This window comes from Rhizobium sp. CCGE531 (assembly GCF_003627795.1).
Classification (GTDB): Bacteria; Pseudomonadota; Alphaproteobacteria; order Rhizobiales; family Rhizobiaceae; genus Rhizobium.
This window is the reverse complement of the sequence record NZ_CP032684.1, coordinates 3,304,668-3,323,209: the sequence shown is the minus strand read 5'-3', so window position 1 is coordinate 3,323,209 and position 18,542 is coordinate 3,304,668. Positions and strand designations below refer to the sequence as shown.

General features: G+C 61.6%; 16 protein-coding genes. 6 read left to right on the top strand and 10 right to left on the bottom strand.

The window, feature by feature from the left end; translation table 11 throughout:
• Positions 1 to 9: 9 nt before the first annotated feature.
• The 5 genes from CCGE531_RS16180 to CCGE531_RS16160 all read right to left on the bottom strand — a co-directional run bounded on the left by CCGE531_RS16180 (position 10) and on the right by CCGE531_RS16160 (position 5,208).
• Positions 10 to 825 carry an ABC transporter permease gene (locus CCGE531_RS16180; RefSeq protein WP_120665097.1) on the bottom strand — a complete coding sequence of 272 codons (816 nt, stop codon included), beginning with the start codon at positions 823 to 825 and terminating at the stop codon, positions 10 to 12.
• The gene (locus CCGE531_RS16175) at positions 815 to 1,789 is read right to left on the bottom strand and encodes an ABC transporter permease (protein WP_120665096.1); all 975 of its coding nucleotides are present in this window, start codon (positions 1,787 to 1,789) and stop codon (positions 815 to 817) included. The genes CCGE531_RS16180 and CCGE531_RS16175 overlap by 11 nt, the downstream gene beginning before the upstream one ends.
• Positions 1,786 to 2,772 (bottom strand): ABC transporter ATP-binding protein, encoded by a 987-nt coding sequence (locus CCGE531_RS16170; RefSeq protein WP_120665095.1) that lies wholly within the window; start codon positions 2,770 to 2,772, stop codon positions 1,786 to 1,788. Before CCGE531_RS16170 ends, CCGE531_RS16175 begins: the two co-directional genes overlap by 4 nt.
• A gap of 193 nt (positions 2,773 to 2,965) precedes the next feature.
• On the bottom strand, positions 2,966 to 4,126 hold the full coding sequence (locus CCGE531_RS16165) for an ABC transporter substrate-binding protein (RefSeq protein ID WP_120665094.1): 1,161 nt from the start codon (positions 4,124 to 4,126) through the stop codon (positions 2,966 to 2,968).
• 173 nt (positions 4,127 to 4,299) lie between these two features.
• Positions 4,300 to 5,208 carry a LysR substrate-binding domain-containing protein gene (locus CCGE531_RS16160; protein ID WP_120665093.1) on the bottom strand — a complete coding sequence of 303 codons (909 nt, stop codon included), beginning with the start codon at positions 5,206 to 5,208 and terminating at the stop codon, positions 4,300 to 4,302.
• A 195-nt stretch (positions 5,209 to 5,403) separates the two neighbouring features.
• On the opposite strand from CCGE531_RS16160, the gene CCGE531_RS16155 reads away from it, so the two are divergent.
• Positions 5,404 to 6,240 (top strand): hypothetical protein, encoded by an 837-nt coding sequence (locus tag CCGE531_RS16155; protein WP_120665092.1) that lies wholly within the window; start codon positions 5,404 to 5,406, stop codon positions 6,238 to 6,240.
• Between the two features lie 180 nt (positions 6,241 to 6,420).
• On the opposite strand, the gene lysS is transcribed toward CCGE531_RS16155, so the two are convergent.
• Positions 6,421 to 7,917 carry a lysine--tRNA ligase gene (lysS, locus tag CCGE531_RS16150; protein WP_120665091.1) on the bottom strand — a complete coding sequence of 499 codons (1,497 nt, stop codon included), beginning with the start codon at positions 7,915 to 7,917 and terminating at the stop codon, positions 6,421 to 6,423.
• 15 nt (positions 7,918 to 7,932) lie between these two features.
• Complete coding sequence (gltX, locus tag CCGE531_RS16145) at positions 7,933 to 9,390, bottom strand: glutamate--tRNA ligase (RefSeq protein WP_120665090.1); 1,458 nt, start codon at positions 9,388 to 9,390, stop codon at positions 7,933 to 7,935.
• A 357-nt stretch (positions 9,391 to 9,747) separates the two neighbouring features.
• Here gltX and CCGE531_RS16140 point away from each other — a divergent pair, with 357 nt between their 5' ends.
• Entirely contained in the window at positions 9,748 to 10,158 is a 411-nt protein-coding gene (locus tag CCGE531_RS16140) for a hypothetical protein (protein ID WP_120665089.1), read from the top strand.
• Between the two features lie 47 nt (positions 10,159 to 10,205).
• On the opposite strand, the gene CCGE531_RS16135 is transcribed toward CCGE531_RS16140, so the two are convergent.
• The 3 genes from CCGE531_RS16135 to CCGE531_RS16125 form a co-directional block, all read right to left on the bottom strand.
• Positions 10,206 to 10,949, bottom strand: coding sequence for a TerC family protein (locus CCGE531_RS16135; RefSeq protein ID WP_120665088.1), 744 nt, complete (start codon positions 10,947 to 10,949; stop codon positions 10,206 to 10,208).
• 148 nt (positions 10,950 to 11,097) lie between these two features.
• Complete coding sequence (locus tag CCGE531_RS16130; RefSeq protein WP_120665087.1) at positions 11,098 to 11,937, bottom strand: AraC family transcriptional regulator; 840 nt, start codon at positions 11,935 to 11,937, stop codon at positions 11,098 to 11,100.
• Between the two features lie 108 nt (positions 11,938 to 12,045).
• Entirely contained in the window at positions 12,046 to 12,732 is a 687-nt protein-coding gene (locus tag CCGE531_RS16125) for a TetR/AcrR family transcriptional regulator (protein WP_120665086.1), read from the bottom strand.
• Between the two features lie 163 nt (positions 12,733 to 12,895).
• Between CCGE531_RS16125 and CCGE531_RS16120 the strand changes: the two genes are divergently transcribed.
• From CCGE531_RS16120 to xylB, 4 genes are all read left to right on the top strand, one after another.
• Positions 12,896 to 14,116, top strand: coding sequence for an HlyD family secretion protein (locus CCGE531_RS16120; protein WP_120665085.1), 1,221 nt, complete (start codon positions 12,896 to 12,898; stop codon positions 14,114 to 14,116).
• A 23-nt stretch (positions 14,117 to 14,139) separates the two neighbouring features.
• Complete coding sequence (locus CCGE531_RS16115) at positions 14,140 to 15,753, top strand: DHA2 family efflux MFS transporter permease subunit (protein WP_205586504.1); 1,614 nt, start codon at positions 14,140 to 14,142, stop codon at positions 15,751 to 15,753.
• Positions 15,754 to 15,903: 150 nt separating this feature from the next.
• Complete coding sequence (locus tag CCGE531_RS16110; protein ID WP_120665083.1) at positions 15,904 to 16,929, top strand: LacI family DNA-binding transcriptional regulator; 1,026 nt, start codon at positions 15,904 to 15,906, stop codon at positions 16,927 to 16,929.
• A gap of 37 nt (positions 16,930 to 16,966) precedes the next feature.
• On the top strand, positions 16,967 to 18,424 hold the full coding sequence (gene xylB, locus CCGE531_RS16105) for a xylulokinase (protein WP_120665082.1): 1,458 nt from the start codon (positions 16,967 to 16,969) through the stop codon (positions 18,422 to 18,424).
• The last annotated feature ends 118 nt before the right edge of the window (positions 18,425 to 18,542 follow it).

Below are 18,542 nucleotides of genomic sequence, written 5' to 3'. Positions count from 1 at the left end.
ATCTCCCTTTCATTTACCGCCGCCGGCGATCTGGTCGCCGTCGCGGGTAAGATAGTAGGCTGCCAGGATCGGCAGGAAGGTGACAAGCACCACGACCATGGCGACGACGTTGGTCACCGGTCGTTGGCGTGGGCGTATGAGTTCTTCCAGCATCCAGATCGGCAAGGTCATCTGCTGGCCGCCGGTGAAGGTGGTGACGATGACTTCGTCGAAGGAGAGCGCGAAGGCGAGCATGCCGCCGGCAAGCAGCGCCGTGCCGATATTCGGCAGGACAATATGGCGGAAAGTCTGGAAACCATCGGCGCCGAGATCCATCGACGCCTCGATCAGCGAACCGGAGGTACGGCGGAAACGGGCGACGGCATTGTTATAGACAACGACGACGCAGAAGGTCGCATGGCCGAGAACGATGGTCCAGACTGAGAATGGAATGTCGAACAGGCTGAAGGCGGAGCGCAATGCGATACCGGTGATGATGCCGGGCAGCGCGATCGGCAAGATGACCAGCAGCGAGATTGCCTCGCGGCCGAAGAACTTCGTCTGGCTGACGGCGGCGGCGCAGAGCGTGCCGAGCAAGAGCGCGATGATCGTTGCGATGGTCGCGACCTGCACCGAAAGCGCCAGCGCCGACCAGACATCGGGCCTGTTCCAGGCGATGCCGAACCATTGCAGGGTGAGGCCCGGCGGCGGCCACTGATAGCTTTTTTCCTCCGTCGTGAAGGCATAGACGAAGATGAGGAGGATCGGCAGGTGAAGAAAGAGCAGGCCGCCTGCGGCTGCGATCTTTAAGGGGAAGGAGGCGCGCTGGCCACGATCAGAGCGCATCGAAAGCTCCCTGCTTTTTGGCGATCCAGAGATAGATGGCCATGATGACGATCGGCACCACCGAGAAGGCTGCGGCCAGCGGCACGTTGCCGGCGGTTCCCTGCTGCGCATAGACGGCCTGGCCGATGAAGAGGCGCGAGGAACCGATGATCTGCGGGATGATGTAGTCGCCCAAGGTCAGCGAGAAGGTGAAGATGGAGCCGGCGACGACACCCGGCAATGCCAGCGGCAGCAGCACCGTACGGAAGGTCTGGTTCGGCGTCGCGCCGAGATCGGACGAGGCTTCCAGCAGATTGGCCGGCACGCGCTCGAGCGCGGCCTGCGTCGGCAGGATCATGTAAGGCAGCCAGATATAGACGAAGACGAGGAAGGTGCCGATATAGCTGACCGAGAGCGAGTTGCCGCCGATGACGGGCAGAGCGAGCACGCCGTCGAGCAGCCAGCTCAGATGCAGCTTGTCGAAGATCCAGGTGAGGATGCCTTCCTTGGCGAGGATCAGCTTCCAGGCATAGACCTTGACCAGATAGCTCGACCAGAGCGGCAGCATGACACCGAGATAAAACAGCGCCTTCCATTTGCCCTGCGCATAACGTGCGGCGTAATAGCCGATCGGGAAGGCGACGAAGGCGGAGGCGATGGTGACGAGGGCCGCCATGACCACCGTGCGCACGATGATGTCGAAATTGGCTGTATTGAGGAGCTGTGCATAGGTCGACAGCGTGAATTCGTAGTTCACCATTCCCGAGAAGTCGTCGATCGAGAAGAAGCTCTGCAGCAAAAGCGCGATCAGCGAGCCGATATAGATGATGCCGAGCCAGAGTAGTGGCGGCGTCAGCATCAGGAACAGCAGCAGTTTCGGACGGCGCCAGAAGAGATCGGAGAGGCGGCCGAAGACGCCGCCGCGGCTGGGAAGGATCGAGGCCGGCGCTTGCTTCGTCGAGGCGGGGAAGGTGGCGGCGTTCATGCGGCGCCATCCATGTAGTGCACATCCGCTGGCAGCCATGCGAGGCGGACCGCAGCGCCGGTATCGGGTGCCGACTGGCCGGCTGGCACAGTCACATGCAGGCGTGCGCCATTGGCCTCGACAGAGAGGCGGGTAGCGGCACCGAGAAAGCTTGTCGCTTTCACGGTGGCCGCCACGCCGCTCTCCTCAGTCAACCGGATGGCCTCGGGGCGCAGGCTTGCCCAGCGCCGCTCGCCGCCGAGCGACGACATGACTTCGGGGGCGATGACATTGGAGGAGCCGACGAAATCGGCAACGAAGCGAGTTTTCGGCTGTTGATAGATGTCGTGCGGTGTGCCCTGCTGCACGATGCGGCCATCGTTGAAGACGGCGACGCGGTCGGCCATCGACAATGCTTCGCCCTGATCGTGGGTGACGAAGACGAAGGTGATGCCGAGCGCGCGCTGCAGGCTCTTCAGCTCCTCCTGCATCTGCTCGCGCAATTTCAGGTCCAGCGCGCCGAGCGGCTCATCGAGGAGCAGGACCTTCGGCTTGTTGACGAGGGCGCGGGCGAGCGCCACGCGCTGGCGCTGGCCGCCGGAGAGCTGGCCGGGGCGACGGGCGCCATAGCCCGGCAGTTTCACCAGCTCCAGCGCCTGTTCGGCGGCGCGCAGCCGTTCGCTCTTGCCGACACCCTTGACCATCAGCCCATAGGCGACGTTGTCGAGGATGTTGAGATGCGGAAACAAGGCATAGTCCTGGAAGACCGTGTTGACGTTGCGCCTGTAGGGCGGCACGCCTTCGGCGGTTTCGCCGAAGATCTCGATATGGCCGCCGGTGGGTTGCTCGAAGCCGGCAATCAATCTCAGGCAAGTGGTCTTGCCGGAACCGGAAGGGCCGAGCATGGCGAAGAATTCGCCGGGCGCGATCTCCAGATCGACGCGGTCCACGGCGCGGACCTGGCCGAAATGGCGCGACACCTGCTGGAAACGAACGGCGTTCATTGGGGTGCTCCAGGAATGTTGGTTTTTCCCTTCTCCCCTTGGGGAGAAGGTGCCCGATAGGGCGGATGAGGGGGGCGCGAGGCGGGCTTTGAGCGGTAAGCGAAAAGCAACCCTTCCGATGCCGCACTACCCCCTCATCCGACCCTTCGGGCCACCTTCTCCCCGAGGGGAGAAGGTATAAGCCCTGCGAACTTTACCGGCCGCCGATCACGCCGATATAGTCGGAAACCCAGCGGTGATAGGGCACGCATTCGCTCTGCGCGCTGCATTTCGCGACAGGCGTCTTCCAGAACTTGATCTTGTCGAAATGATCATAGCCGTTGGTAGCGCAGCCGCTGTCGGTGAGGAGTTCATCGCCCTTGCAGGCTGCCGGAACCGAGGGTACGGCGCCGAACCAGGCGGCCGCGTCGCCTTGAACCTTGGCCTGCAGCGAGTGCTCCATCCACATATAGGCGCAGTTCGGATGCTCGCTGTCGGCATGCAGCATGGTGGTATCGGCCCAGCCGGTCGTTCCCTCGTCGGGGAAGGTGGAGGCGATCTTCTGTTTGTCGGACTGCAAGAGGTTGACCTGGAACGGCCAGGAACCGGAGGCGACGACGCCCTCGTTCTTGAAGTCGTCGGTCTGGATCATCGCGTCATGCCAGTAACGGCTGACGATCTTGCGCTGACCGCGCAGCAGCTCGAGGGCAGCCTTGTACTGGTCTTCGTTAAGCTCGTAGGGATCCTTGATGCCCAACTCGGGCTTGTGGGCCATGAGGTAGAGGGCGGCATCGGCGATATAGATCGGGCCGTCATAGGCCTGCACGCGGCCCTTGTTGGACTTGCCATCAGGCAGGTTCATTTCTTCGAAGACGACGTTCCAGCTCTTCGGCGCCTGACCCTTGAAGGCGGCGGTGTTGTACATCAGCACGTTCGGCCCCCAGAGATAGGGCACGCCGTAATGAACGCCGTTGACCGTATGCCAGGGAGCATTCTTCAGGCGGTCGTCGAGGTTTTTCCAGCTCGGAATCAGATCTGTATTGATCGGCTGGACGCGCTTGCCGGCAACGAGCCGCAGCGAAGCGTCACCGGAAGCGGTCACGAGGTCGAAGCCGCCTTCGTTCATCAGCGCGACCATTTCGTCCGATGTCGCTGCTGTCTTGACGCTGACCTTGCAGCCGGTTTCCTTCTCGAAGCCGGTGACCCAATCGTAATTCTTGTCGCTTTCGCCGCGCTCGATATAGCCGGCCCACGCGACGATGCTGACGGCGCCTTCGCCCTTGCCGAGCACCTTCAACGGCTCGGCGGCAATGACCTGCGTTGCGAAACTGAGGCACGCGAATGCGGCCGTGCATGATTTCAGCAGATGCTTCATCGGACTCTCCCGGTTTTTGAGCCTTGATTTTGTGGAGCCAGTGGCTGGCTTCTTGTTCCCGGAAGAAAAGGTGACGCGTTTTCGCCGCATTCGCAAATTCATTTATCAGAAAGGCAGTATCGGAATTTCCGATTCCTGGCTGTGCCTACGCATGAGCAAGGACTAGCTCCCTGCTAGCGCTGGCGTCCCGAGCGCATGCTTTCGGCGACGCCGACGAAGTCGCGCGCGGCCTGGGGAAGGCTCGATCCCTTGCGCCAGACCATACCGACCTGCACGACCGGCAGAGAGCCGGAAACATCGCGGCTTTCGATGCGATCGCCTTCCAGCGACCAGGGGCGGTAGACGAGATCAGGTAGGAGGGCGACGCCCGCGCCGGTGGCGACAAGGCTGCGCACCGCCTCGACCGAGCGGGTGCGGAAGGCGACATGGGGGCGGGCGCCGAGTGCGATCAAGAGCTTGCCGGTGTTCTCCTCGATCTCGTCGATGGTCAGCATGATCAGCGGTTCGCGGCTGATGTCGGCAACGCTGATGATATCGGCCGAGACGAGGGGGTGGCCCATCGGCAGCCAGAGGCGATAGGGCGACGTCTCGAGGATTTCGGCCTGCAGGGCCATCCGGTCGCGCAGGTTGGAAATGACCATGACGGCGACGTCGAGTTCTCCGCCCACCAGAAGATGCTCCAGATAGCCGCCATTGTCCTCGATGGCGCTGACCTCGACGCCGGGGCAGGCGCGGCGATAGCGGGCCAGAAGATCGGACAGAACATAGCCGGCGACGAGCGAGGTCACGCCGATGTTCAGCGTGCCGCCGGCCTCGTTCCGCTTGCCGGAAAAGCTGGTGCGCGCATCGGAAACGGTCGCTAAAATCTTCGTCGCATGGCGCAGGAACTGGTGACCATTATGGGTGATGGACAGTCCGCGCGGATGACGCTCGAACAGCTCGACACCAAGATCGCCTTCGAGTTCCTTGAGGGCTTCCGTGACGGAAGATTGCGAGATGGAGAGGTTCTGCGCGGCGCGCGTCACGGAGCCTTGTTCGGCCACGGCGACGAAGTATTGCAGCTGTCTCAGGGTGAAGGCCATGCTTTGGTTAGAGCATGCTCGCGGCGTGGAAGGCAAGCACCCCTCATTGCTGTGAAAATTTGGACCTTTTTTGGTAACTATGCCGTCAGAGTTGCAAGTTTTGCGCCCGTTTTAAGTATTCCGAAACGCCCTCTCCCTAACGTGAGGGTTGATCATCTTTGTCGGTTTGGAGTGGTCTATGCTGGAGCAGTTGGCGTGAGCGCCTTACTGCACATTTTCCGGGCACACCGGAAGTTTGTCGTCATGATCGGCGGAGTGGCCTTTCTCGTGGGCTCCTCCGGCGTTTTGGCGCTTTGTGTCGGCAAGGACAGATTGCTCGGCCTCGCATCCGCATCCCCCAACGGGCTTCAGTGCATGGACGTCAATCTCGTTACCATCCGCAAGGAAAATCGCTTCTGGGTGCGTAAATATATCCGCACGGAACCGACCGACGGCCTGACGCGGGTCAGAACCGCGCTCCGGGTCGCCAAGGCGGTGTATCAGGAGCAGAAGCCGGATCTCGTTCAGGTTGTGGTCCTCGACAGGAACGGACCGACACTGCGCTCCGATATACGCGGCCGGGCGCTGGGGGCGGATGTGGTCTACGTGCCGCACTCGGACAAGCTTGCCGACGGCAGCCCCGAGGCGCCGGTGACGGCACGCTACTATGACGGCGGCGCGAGCAATGCCGGCCTGTTTTACGGCGAGCAGATCACCATGCTGCCGCAGGATATCGATGCCGCGCTTGCCGGATTGAAGGACTATAGCGATTGCGACAACGCGCTGACGGCCGACAATGCTGGCGGGACCGCGAAGAAGGACAAGATGAAAGCGGCGATCGCAGCGGAAGAAAAGGCAACGGCGAAAGAAGAAGGGCAAGATGCCAAGCCGTTATTGCCGGAGCCGAAATCGACCGGCAATGTGCAGCCCGGCTATGACGAGAACGGCGAGTTCATCGGCGCCGACGCCCGCAGCAAGGAGAAGGCCCCGTCATCGCGACTGGATCCGACTATGACGGGTGCCGCCGACCGCCGGTCGCCCGTCACGAACTGACGCCACCGGCGCTATTCCAGATGGGGCGGTTCCGCGAAACGCTGAAACGCCCCATCTGTTTGTTCTTACGCAATTCCGGACGGAAAAGCGCCACGCGCTTTCCTGGAATTTGCTCGAAAAGAAAAGCGCCAGGCAGCGTCGTTTCCCTCGCTTGCCTGGCGCCTGAAATTGCTGGCTTGATCAATCGACCTTGCTGCGACGGGCCGGGAAGAGAATGATGTCGCGGATCGACGGCGAGTTGGTCAAAAGCATGATGAGGCGGTCCACGCCGATGCCGAGACCGCCTGCCGGCGGCATGCCCTGATCGATCGCATCGAGGAACTCTTCGTCCAGTTCCTTCTGCTTTTCGCCGCGCGCATGCGCCTGCTCGAGCTGCTCGACCATGCGGGCGCGCTGCTCTTCCGGATCGTTGAGTTCCGAGAAGGCATTGCCGAGTTCCCAGGCGTTGCAATAGGTCTCGAAGCGCTCGACGAGACGCGGCTCGCCGGGCACTTCCTTGGCGAAGGGCGAGATGTCCTTCGGGAAGTGGGTGACGTGCGCCGGCTGGATCAGAGTGCCCTCGACCTTCTCTTCGAAGATGAAGGCAAGGCATTCGCCCCAGGTCGCGTCCTTCTCGACAGCGAAGCCGGCGGCCTTGGAAGCATCGCGTGCCTCCTCATCGGTCTTGATCGCCAGGAAGTCGATGCCGGTCGCTTCCTTGACGGCGTCGGGCATCGGTACGCGACGGAACGGACCCTTGAAGGAGATCTGCTTGTCGCCGAAGGCGAATTCGGTGCTGCCGTGGATCGACATGGCGAGCGTCGAAAACAGCCGCTCGACGAGGTCCATGATGTCCTCGTAATCGGCGTAGGCCCAATAGCACTCCATCATGGTGAATTCGGGATTGTGCCGGGTGGAGACGCCTTCGTTGCGGAAGTTGCGGTTGATCTCGAAGACCTTGTCGGTGAGGCCGGACACAAGGGTGCGCTTCAGGAACAGTTCCGGCGCGATGCGCAGGTACATGTCGAGCTTCAGCGTGTTGTGATGCGTCTTGAATGGCTCAGCGGTGGCGCCGCCATAGACCGAATGCAGCATCGGCGTCTCGACTTCCATGAAGCCGTCATTTTCCATGAAGCGGCGGATGCCGGAGACGATGCGGCTGCGCTGCTGGAAGCGGAGCTTCGATTCCTCGTTGGTCATGATGTCGAGATGGCGCTTGCGATAGCGCAGCTCGATGTCGGAGAGACCATGCCACTTTTCCGGCATCGGCAGCAGCGACTTGGTCAGCATGGTGATCTCACGCGCATTGATCGTCAGCTCGCCGCGCTTGGTGCGGCGCACGACGCCGGTGACGCCGATGATGTCGCCGATGTCGATCATCGGCAGCAGGGCGCGGGCCTCTTCGCCTGTTACGTCCTTGTGGCTGAAGATCTGGATCTTGGCAGCGGCGTCATGGATGTCCATGAACATGCCGGAATTGCGCGAGGAATAGACGCGGCCGGCAACGGTGACGACATCGCCGGTTTCCGTATCCGGCTCCAGGCCTTCGTATTTCGCTGCGAGTTCGGCGTTGGTCAGCGTCCGGTGGAAATGCGCCGGATAGACGTCGCCGATCTGCTCGCGCAGCAGCTTCAGCTTCTGCGCGCGAACTTCTGTTGCGTCGGAGGAGAGGGTAGCGGTTTCGGTCTTGTCGTTCATGGTTCTAAGTCCGGTTCAGTTCTTCGGGCCGACGAGGGTCGCAACGGTCTGCGCGGCAAGTTTCAGCCGCTGACGCACGACGGAACGGCCGAGGATTGCCATGCTATCGAAAAGCGGTAGGGAACGCGAGGAGCCCGAGACAGCAACGAAAAGCGGCGCAACGATGACCTTCAGCTTCTTGCCCATGCGGTCGGCGATGGCGCGCAGCTCGGCTTCGATCGTCTCGACATTCCATTCGAGGATCTTTTCGAGATCGGGCTGTACCGTGTTCAGGATTTCGAGCAGTTCTTCCGGCGTCGACTTGATCCTGGCGAAAGCCGAGGGATCGAGGTTGAGGTCGGACTTGAACAGGAAGCCGGCGAGGTCGGGCAGCTCGCCAAGCTTGGTGATGCGCGACTGCGAGAGCTTCAGGCCTTCCTTCAGGCGGGCGTTTTCCATCGCCCAGGTCAGGACGCGGTGCTGGAATTCTTCCTCCGAGAGCTTTTCGCGGATCCAGCGGCCGTTCAGCCAATCAAGCTTCTGGATGTCGAAGATCGCGCCGGCCTTGGAGAGGTTTTCCGGGTCGAATTGTGCGGCAAGCTCGTCCATGCTCAGAAGTTCTTCACCTTCGGCGATCTGGATGAAGAACAGGCCGAGGAAGTTCATCAGCGCCTCGGGGATATAGCCGAGGGCCGTATAATAGGAGATGGACGTCGGGTTCTTGCGCTTCGACAGCTTCGACTTGTCGGCATTGCGCATCAGCGACAGGTGCATGAAAACAGGCGGTTCCCATCCGAGATACTGATAGATCAGGATGTGCTTCGGCACCGAGGCGAGCCACTCTTCTCCGCGCGCGACATGGGTGATCTTCATCAGATGGTCGTCGACGACGTTGGCCATGTGATAGGTCGGCATGCCGTCGGCCTTGAGTAGAACCTGCATGTCGACGGCATCCCACGGGATTTCGACATCGCCGTAGACGCCGTCATGGAACTTGCAGGAGCCCTCGGTCGGGATCTTCATGCGCACGACATGTGGCTCGCCGGCAGCAACGCGCGAGGTGACTTCCTCGGCCGAAAGATTCAGACAGTGGCCGTCATACTTCGGCGGCAGGCCGGCGGCGCGCTGCGCCTCGCGCATTTTTTCCAGGCGCTCCGGCGTGCAGAAGCAGCGGAAGCCGTGACCGGCCGTGACGATCTGTTCGACATAGGGCTTGTAGAGTTCCTTGCGGTCGCTCTGGCGATAGGGGCCGTAGGGGCCACCGATATCGGGGCCTTCGGACCATTTCAGGCCGCACCATTTCAGCGCATCGAGCACCTTGGTCTCGAATTCCGGGGTGGAGCGGGTCGCGTCGGTATCCTCGATGCGCAGGATGAACTCGCCGCCGTGTTTCTTGGCGAAGAGGTAATTGAACAGCGCGATATAGGCGGTGCCGACATGCGGTTCGCCGGTGGGAGAGGGTGCGATGCGGACGCGAACGCCTGAAGTGGTCATTTTGTTTGCCCGTCATAAAAGGCCGGGCCGCGCCTGGGACAAGCGCCGTCCAGCCGAAAATGTCTATCTGGATCAGGAAATCGGTGGGAAAAGGGCGTCTTGCCGCTTCTATCAGCGTTTTCCGTATGGCTGGCCTTAGGCCATATTCAACGGGTGACGTCAAGGGAAACTGCGCCGTAGCGGGTCGAGATGCCAAGGACATCATGCTGCATCGAAAGGAGCCGGCCTCGCGAATTCATGAAGCGTCTTTACCCTTCGTAAGGGCTTCGGGATAAAAGCCTTACGCTTGCCCAATTTGATTTGCAATTTTCGCGGCAGTAGCGAAATAGGTCTTCAATCGTTCACCGTGGGGATACAATGAAAAAATTGATTTTGAGCTTGTTATTGGCGGTCTCGATGATCGACGTCGCTGCGGCCCAGTCGACAATTAAGCGCGACGGTTCGGCGCGCCTGATCGAATCCTACCGCGCCTATATCGGCAGCGACGATCTTTACAACTCCAAGGGAGAGCGCCTGACGGCGCCCTGGCAGATCATCCGCCAGGACCGCGCGAACTATCACGCCTATCGCCGCCGCGACCGTGGCGACCAGGGCGACAGCTTCTTCTCGCAGGCGTCCAATCGACAGAAGCTGGAAGCCATGCTGGCAGACGGCAATATCGCCAACGACGCCGGGAACCTCATCGTTCGCGGCAACGTCTGGATCAAGGTCGATATCTACGGACACGGTGACATCGGCCAGTGGGTCGACATCACTGTTCAGGACTGATCAGACGATATGAAAGCCACACCCGTTTCGGGGTGCGGCTTTCGCGATCAATGGCTGCCGGATGCCTTTTTCCGGCGGTTGCGTGCCAGCATATTGAGCACTTCCACCAGCGCCGAGAAGGCCATCGCGGCGTAGATGTAGCCCTTGGGCACGTGTACGCCCATGCCTTCGGCGATCAGCGTCGTGCCGATCATCAGCAGGAAGGCGAGCGCGAGCATGACGATGCTCGGGTTCTTCTCGATGAAATTGGCGAGCGGGTTTGCGGCCACCAGCATTACGGTGACGGCGGCGATGACGGCGACGAACATGATCGGCAGATGTGGCGTCATGCCGACGGCGGTGATGATGCTGTCGATCGAGAAGACCAGGTCGAGCAGCAGGATCTGGCCGATGGCCGAGGCGAAGGTCGAGGTCGTCGATTTGGCGATGAAATCCTCGCCCTGTTCCTGGGGGTCGACATTGTGATGGATCTCCTTCGTCGCCTTCCAGACGAGGAAAAGGCCGCCGCCGATCAGGATCATGTCCTTCCAGGAGAAGCCCTGGCCGTAGATCTCAAAGACGGGTTGCGTGAGCTGCACGATCCAGGCGACCGTGCCGAGCAGGGCAAGGCGCATGACAAGGGCAAGGCCGATACCGATCTTGCGTGCCCTGTCGCGATGTTCGGCCGGCAGCTTGTTGGTCAGGATCGAGATGAAGATGAGGTTGTCGATGCCGAGGACGACCTCCATGACGACGAGCGTGACGAGCGCCACCCACGCGGCGGGATCCTGTAGCAGCCCAACAATATCCATAAACGACTTCCCCTTTTGCCAGCATTCGCCGATGCTGACCCCCAGCTCCGGCCTCTCCAGAATGGCCGTAATGTAAGGAGCGACGTCGTCCGTACAAGCGCCGCCGCCAATTTCGTGGCGGCGGCGGCCCTGTTTCCGGGCTTTGTTTCTAGGCTTTCAGGGGGATCCATATCTCCGTCACGCCCGTGCCCGTGCGCGGGTCGAAGCGCTCGTCGTAGCGTTCCATCATGTCGGGCGTGCCGGCGTGCCGCTGGCCCGATTGCGGGAGCCATTCGCCGAAGATCTGGTGCACGGTGGCGGAGATGCCGGAAATATGGCCCCGATGCGTGAAGATCGCATAACGCTGCTGCGGCAATCTCATGGCGACGAAGCCTTCAGGCAGGTCGTCGGTACTGGTTACCTCCGCGGCGGACATATAGCGAAAGCCTTCGCTGCCTTCCTCCGCCTGGGTGCACACACCGTAAGCGACATTGCCGACCTGGCCGGGAATATGGCCGAAATGCTGGTTGAATTTCTGCCAGAGCGATGGGATCGCCTGCGTGGCCTCATAGGCATAGGTTTCCGCAAGGCCGGCAAGCAGCATAGCGGGATGGGTCTCGAAGCGCGGGGCGTCAAGCTTGGGAAGGCGGGTGTCGTCCATTCTGATCGGCTCCTGTAGAGCTAGGTTGCAAACGTGCCCCTGCTTGCGCAGGCTTTCCGGCGTCATGCCGAACTGCTCGCGGAAGGCACGGGTGAAGGCCTCGTGCGAGCCGTAGCCCGCATCGAGGGCAACCTGGAGAATGGAAGAAGAACTTTCGATCAGGGCGAGAGCTGCCCCGCTGAGGCGGCGGCTCCGGATATAGCCGCTGATTGAATGGCCTGTCGTCAGTCCGAAGACGCGCGACAGATGATAGCGCGACAGACCGGCCGTCTCGGCAATCTCGTCGAGCGAGATGTCGGATGCAAAATGGCTTTCGATAAACCATATCGCTCTTCCGATCGCGCTCATGCCAAACTCCCCTGGTTGCCGGGCCAGTCATAGGCTTCCGATGGCGGCGATGCTTGATCGCCGTTGCGGAGTTGTGTGCCTCCATTCGCAGGCAACAGGGAAGGGCAGTCAGTCTCGACTGCGGCGATCGGTGCCGTAAGCCGCGAGGAAGACGCGCACGGCGCCGCGCACGACATAATCGATTTCCTCTATCGAAGGAGGGGCATCCATGTCGCCGAACAGCCGCAGTTTGAAGTAGCCGCCGCTGGCCATCTCAAGGAATTGGCGCGCGGCTAGGTCAAAATCCTGTATCTCCACGCTGCCCGCCTCGGCCTTGCGCTCCAGAAAGCCACGCAAGACGGTACGCAGATTGTCGGGGCCGGTGAAGAAGCGTTGACAGAGCGACGGCATGCGTTCGCGCACGCCGACAACGGTCCGCATGGCGCTGATGGTCTTATCCGACGTGACGTGCGTCGCAAACACCTTGCCGAATTCAAGAAGGCTGGATGCAATGTCGACATCGTCGACAAGGGCGGCACGCACGATTTCGACGAAATGCGCGCGTTCACTGTTTACCATGGCGGCGAACAGGTCTTCCTTGTTGGCGAAATAGACGTAAAGCGTGCCCTTAGAGACGCCGGCCTCGCGGGTGACATCGTTCATGCTCGCCGCATCGAAGCCCATCTTCATGAAAACGCGTTTGGCGCCTTCCAGAATTTGATGGCGTTTGACCGGATCTTCGCCCGCCGCCCAACGTCCACCGGAACCTGGTGCGGGCGCGTTCAACACAGCGGCATTTTGCGATTCGTGTTTCATTGTCTCCTTCACTCGATCATTTTTTCTGAATCTTAAACAGATTCGCCAAATAAATCGAACCGCTCAGTTCGATATCTCTTGATATGGAATGAAAAAGGCTCTATGTCAATTGAACTGAACCGTTCGGTTCGATTAATTTAGCCAGAATTTCGGTGGTAAGGCAATGTCGTCAAGTCATGGAAACAATGTAGCGCGCATCGTGGACGAGCCCGCCGATGCCGAGGTGGAAGCCCGGGAAGCCGGCGTGTCTGCCGAGACTCCCGTGGCCGAAACGCGCGGCAATCCTGCCCCCGCCCAGGCTGCGCCCACTGCTCCGGTCCCTGCGGCCCCACCGCCGCCGGAGAAGAAGCGGCGCAGCCTGGCTTTTCCGATCATCCTTGTCGTCGCTCTCGCAGCTGGTGGCTGGTACGGCTATGAGTGGTGGACGAACGGCCGCTTCATGGTCTCGACCGATGACGCCTATATCGGCGGCGACATCGCGACCATCCAGCCGAAGGTTACCGGCTACGTCGCCAAGGTGAACGTCGTTGCCAACCAGCAGGTCAAGGCCGGCGACGTTCTCACGACGCTCGACGACGGCGATTACAAGCTGGCGCTGGAACAGGCTCAGGCCTCACTCGATACCGAACAGCTTTCGCTCCATACCATCGATGCACAGATCGCAGCCGGCCAGGCCGCTCTTGCGCAGTCGCAGGCACAGAAGGTTGCCCTGCAAGCCACAGTCCGTGGCGCGCAGATCACCCAGACGCGCGCTGCCGAACTGCAGTCGAAGTCGGTCGGCACCACGGCCGCCTTGGATAGCGCCAACATCGCGCTCGACCAAGCCAAGGCCAACCTGGTCGGCGGCGATGCCGCCATCGCTTCGGCGCAGGCCAATATCAACCTGCTGCAGGCCCAGCGCCGGCAGGCCGAAAGCACGATCAAGGGGCTGGAAGCCGCTCGCGACAAGGCCTCCCGTGACCTGTCGTTCACCGTGCTGAAGGCGCCCTATGACGGCATCGTCGGCAATCGCTCGGTGCAGGAGGGCGACCTTGTCTCTCCCGGCCAGAAGCTGATGGCGATCGTGCCGATCCGCCAGCTTTATATCGACGCGAATTTCAAGGAAACGCAGATCCAGCATCTGGTTCCCGGTTCCAAGGTCAATATTCACGTCGATGCCTATAGCGACCATCCGATCGTCGGCACCGTCGAGTCGATCTCGCCGGCTTCCGGCTCGGTTTTCTCGCTGCTGCCGCCGGAAAATGCGACGGGTAATTTCACCAAGATCATCCAGCGCATGCCTGTCCGCATCGCATTGCCGCAGGATGCGCTCAATACCGGCCGTTTGCGCGCGGGCCTCAGCGTCGTCGTTGACGTCGACACCCGCACGGCGCCGGACAAGTAAGCGATCAAGCTCGGGAGAGACGCATCATGTCGTCCGCCAGCACTACAGCCGGGTCGCCTCCACGCGCGGCCGGGCCCGCCGCACCAGCGGCGGATCATATCGAGACGAAAAAACTCATCGCCTTTCTGGCGATGGTGCTCGGCATGTTCATGTCGATCCTCGACATTCAGATCGTCTCCGCCTCGCTTAGCGAAATCCAGGCCGGCCTCAGCGCCGGCTCGGATGAGATCGGCTGGGTGCAGACGGCCTATCTGATCGCCGAAGTCATCATGATCCCGCTGTCGGGAACGCTGGCGCGCATCATCTCGACGCGCTACCTCTTCGCGATCTCGGCCGCCGGCTTCACCGCAGCGAGCGCGCTTGCCGCGACCGCGACGAATATCGACCAGATGATCATCTACCGTGCCATCCAGGGGTTCATCGGCGGCGGCATGATCCCTTCCGTGTTCGCGGCGGCATTCACGATCTTCCCGCCATCCAAGCGCAATGTCGTCTCGCCGATCATCGGTCTGATCGCGACGCTCGCGCCCACCATAGGCCCGACCGTGGGCGGCTATCTTTCCAACGCCTTTTCCTGGCACTGGCTGTTCCTGGTCAACATCCCCCCGGGTATCGTCGTCACCATCGTCACCTGGAACTTTATCGATTTCGACAAGCCCGAACTGTCGCTGATGAAGAAATTCGACTGGTGGGGACTTTTTTCCATGGGCGTTTTTCTGGGCGCTCTGGAATATGTTCTCGAAGAAGGTAATACCAACGACTGGTTCAACGATAACTTCATCGTCGCGGGTGCGATAGCCTCGGCGATCGGAGCGATCATCTTCTTCTACCGTGCCTTTACGGTGGAATTCCCCGTGGTCGATCTCAGGGCCTTCACGAACAAGAATTTCGCGTTCGGCTCGATGTTCTCCTTCGTGATGGGTATCGGCCTTTATGGCCTGACCTATATCTATCCGGTTTTCCTGGGGCGTATCCGCGGCTACGACTCCCTGCAGATCGGCGAGACGATGTTCGTGTCCGGCCTTGCCATGTTCTTCACGGCGCCGCTGGCCGGCTTCCTTGCGAGCAGGGTCGATCTTCGCATCCTGATGATCATCGGCTTCACCAGTTTCTCTGCCGGTACCTACATCATGATGCACCTGACGACGGACTGGGATTTCTGGGAATTGATGATTCCCCAGATCCTGCGCGGCTTCGGTCTGATGCTCTGCATGGTGCCGATCAACAACATCGCGCTCGGAACCATGCCGCCGGCGCGCATGCGCGGCGCGTCCGGCCTGTTCAACCTGACCCGTAATCTGGGCGGTGCCGTGGGTCTTGCCATTATCAACACCCTGCTGACGAACCGGCAGGACCAGCATTACTTCAGCCTGCGCGACCATATTCATTGGGGCAGCCATGCCGCCGTCACCCAATTGAACAACATGGCCGCCAACTTCAACGCAGCCGGCCTCGACGGCGAGCAGGCCGCGTTGAAACAGATGGTCAACATGGCGACGCGGCAGGCGGTCGTCATGTCCTTCGGGGATATCTTCCTGATGCTGACCGTGCTGTTCCTGGCGATGATCCTCGGCGTGCTCATGTTGAGCAAACCGAGCCCGACAGGCGGCGGTGGCGGTGGAGGTGGAGGCCATTGATCCAGCGCTTCAAGAATGCTCCCAAGGCATGGCCCCTCCTCGTGAGGGGCCTTTTTTTATTTATGGCCATCGGTGGAAAATCGAGCGGCCGGAAATTTTTGATTTACGTACATCAGAAATGGCGGTAAAGGATTGCGGCAGGAGGAGCCGATGAGACCGACCGTGCATGATATCGCCGCCACCGCGGGCGTCAGCCTCGCCACCGTGGACCGCGTCTTGAACCAGCGGCCGGGCGTGCGGCTGGTAACGCGGGAGAAGGTGGAGGCCGCTATTCGCGAGATCGGCTATATTCGCGACGTCGCTGCCGCCAATCTGGCCAAGGGCCGTGTCTATCCTCTCGTATTCATCGTGCCGACAGGCGACAATTCCTTCATGCATGGCCTGCGTTCAGAGGTGCATCATGCGACTTTGCGGGCGAGCATAGAGCGCACGGATATCCGCATCGTCGAGGTGCCACCCTTCGATGTGCCGGCGCTGGTGGCGGCGCTCGACGCATTGCAGGGGCAGGATATCGCCGGGGTCGCCCTGGTGGCGACCGACGCGCCCGAGGTGCGGTCGGCGGTCGGCCGGCTGGTCTCCGAGCGCATCCCCGTCGTAACGCTTGTTTCCGATCTGACCGATTCCGTCCGGCATCACTACGCCGGCATCGACAACATCGCCGCCGGCCGCACAGCTGCCCGGCTGCTCGGGCGATTCCTTGGCGGCCACGAGGGTGAAATTACCGTTCTTGCCGGTTCCATGCTGGTGCGCGACCATCGCGAGCGTCTTCAGGGTTTCTCCGACGTCATGGCCGAGGAGTTTCCCAGGCTGCGGCTGCTGCCCGTATTGGAAGGGCGTGACGATCCGGAACTCGCCGGATCGCTCGTTTCCAGGGCCTTGTCCGAAAGCCGGGACATTATCGGCATCTACAATCTCGGCGCCGGCAACAGGGGCCTGATCGCGGCCCTGAAAGCCGTCAGGCCCGAGCGCGAACTGACCGTTGTCGTGCATGAACTGACGCAGCATACGCGTGCAGCACTGGTGGACGGCACGGTCGATGCCGTTCTCAACCAGGATGCCGGCCATGAAGTGCGCAGCGCCATCCGCGTCATGAAGGCGACCGCCGACGGCCAGGCCGTCATCGCCGATCAAGAGCGCATCCGCCTCGATATTTTCTTGAAGGACAATCTGCCCTGAGCATTCGAACGCGGCAGAGCATAGGGAGTTACATCTGATGTATTTGGGTCTCGATCTCGGAACGTCCGGCGTCAAAGCGATGCTGATCGACGGCAATCAGAAGATCATCGGCTCGGCCAATGGCGGGCTTGATGTGTCGCGCCCACATCCCGGCTGGTCGGAGCAGGATCCGGCCCACTGGATCCGGGCGACGGAGGAAGCCGTTGCCGGGCTGAAGGCGGCGCATCCGAAAGAGCTGGCTGCCGTGCGCGGCATCGGCCTTTCCGGCCAGATGCATGGCGCGACGCTGCTCGATGCCGACGACAAGGTGCTGCGCCCCTGCATCCTCTGGAACGACACCCGCAGCTATCAGGAAGCCGCCGCGCTTGACGCCGATCCACGCTTCCGCGCGCTGACAGGCAATATCGTCTTTCCGGGCTTTACCGCCCCGAAGCTCGCATGGGTCGCCAAGCATGAGCCGGAGATTTTCGCGAGGGTGCGTTGGGTGCTGTTGCCGAAGGATTATCTGCGCCTGTGGCTGACCGGCGAGCACATGTCGGAAATGTCTGACGCGGCCGGCACCTCCTGGCTCGATACCGGCAAGCGCAAATGGTCTTCCGAGCTTTTGGCGGCGACCAATCTCGATGAGAAGCAGATGCCGACCCTGGTCGAAGGTACCGACGTTGCCGGCAAGCTGCGCGGCGAGCTGGCCTCGAAATGGGGTATCGGCGGCGATGTCGTCGTGGCCGGCGGGGCAGGGGACAATGCGGCCTCGGCCTGCGGCATGGGCACGGTGAGCCACGGCGCCGCTTTCGTTTCGCTCGGGACTTCGGGCGTGCTCTTTGCGGCCAACGGCTCCTATCTGCCGAAGCCGGAAAGCGCCGTCCATGCCTTCTGCCACGCACTGCCGAACACCTGGCACCAGATGGGCGTCATTCTGTCGGCAACCGATGCGCTCAACTGGCATTCGCATGTGACGGGCAAGTCCGCCGCCGAACTCACCACCGAGCTTGGCGACACGCTGAAGGCACCGACCAGCGTTACATTCCTTCCCTATCTCTCGGGCGAGCGCACGCCGCACAACGACGCGACGATCCGCGGCGCCTTCATCGGCCTCGGCCATGAAAGCGGCCGCGCCGTGCTGACGCAAGCCGTGCTCGAAGGCGTCTCCTTCGCCATTCGCGACAATCTGGAAGCGCTGCGCTCGGCCGGCACTGACATCGCGCGCGTGACCGCGATCGGCGGCGGCTCGCGCTCCCGCTACTGGCTGGCCTCGATCGCCACCGCGCTCGGCGTGCCCGTCGACCTGCCGGCGGACGGCGATTTCGGCGCGGCCTTCGGCGCCGCGCGCCTCGGCCTGATCGCGGCCACCGGCGCCGATCCGGTCGCGGTCTGTACCCCGCCACAGACGGCCGGCACGATCGATCCCGTGGCGTCGCTGACGGATGCCTATGCGGATGCCTACAAGCGCTACCGGGCGGTCTATCCGGCGATCAAGCCGCTGAGCATAGCTTGAGGTGACCCCCTCACCCTGCCCTCTTTCCGAGGGGAGAGGGTGAGACCGAGTTTGCGGCAGCCGCCCATACCTTCTCCCCTCGGGGAGAAGGTGGCCCGAAGGGTCGGATGAGGGGGCG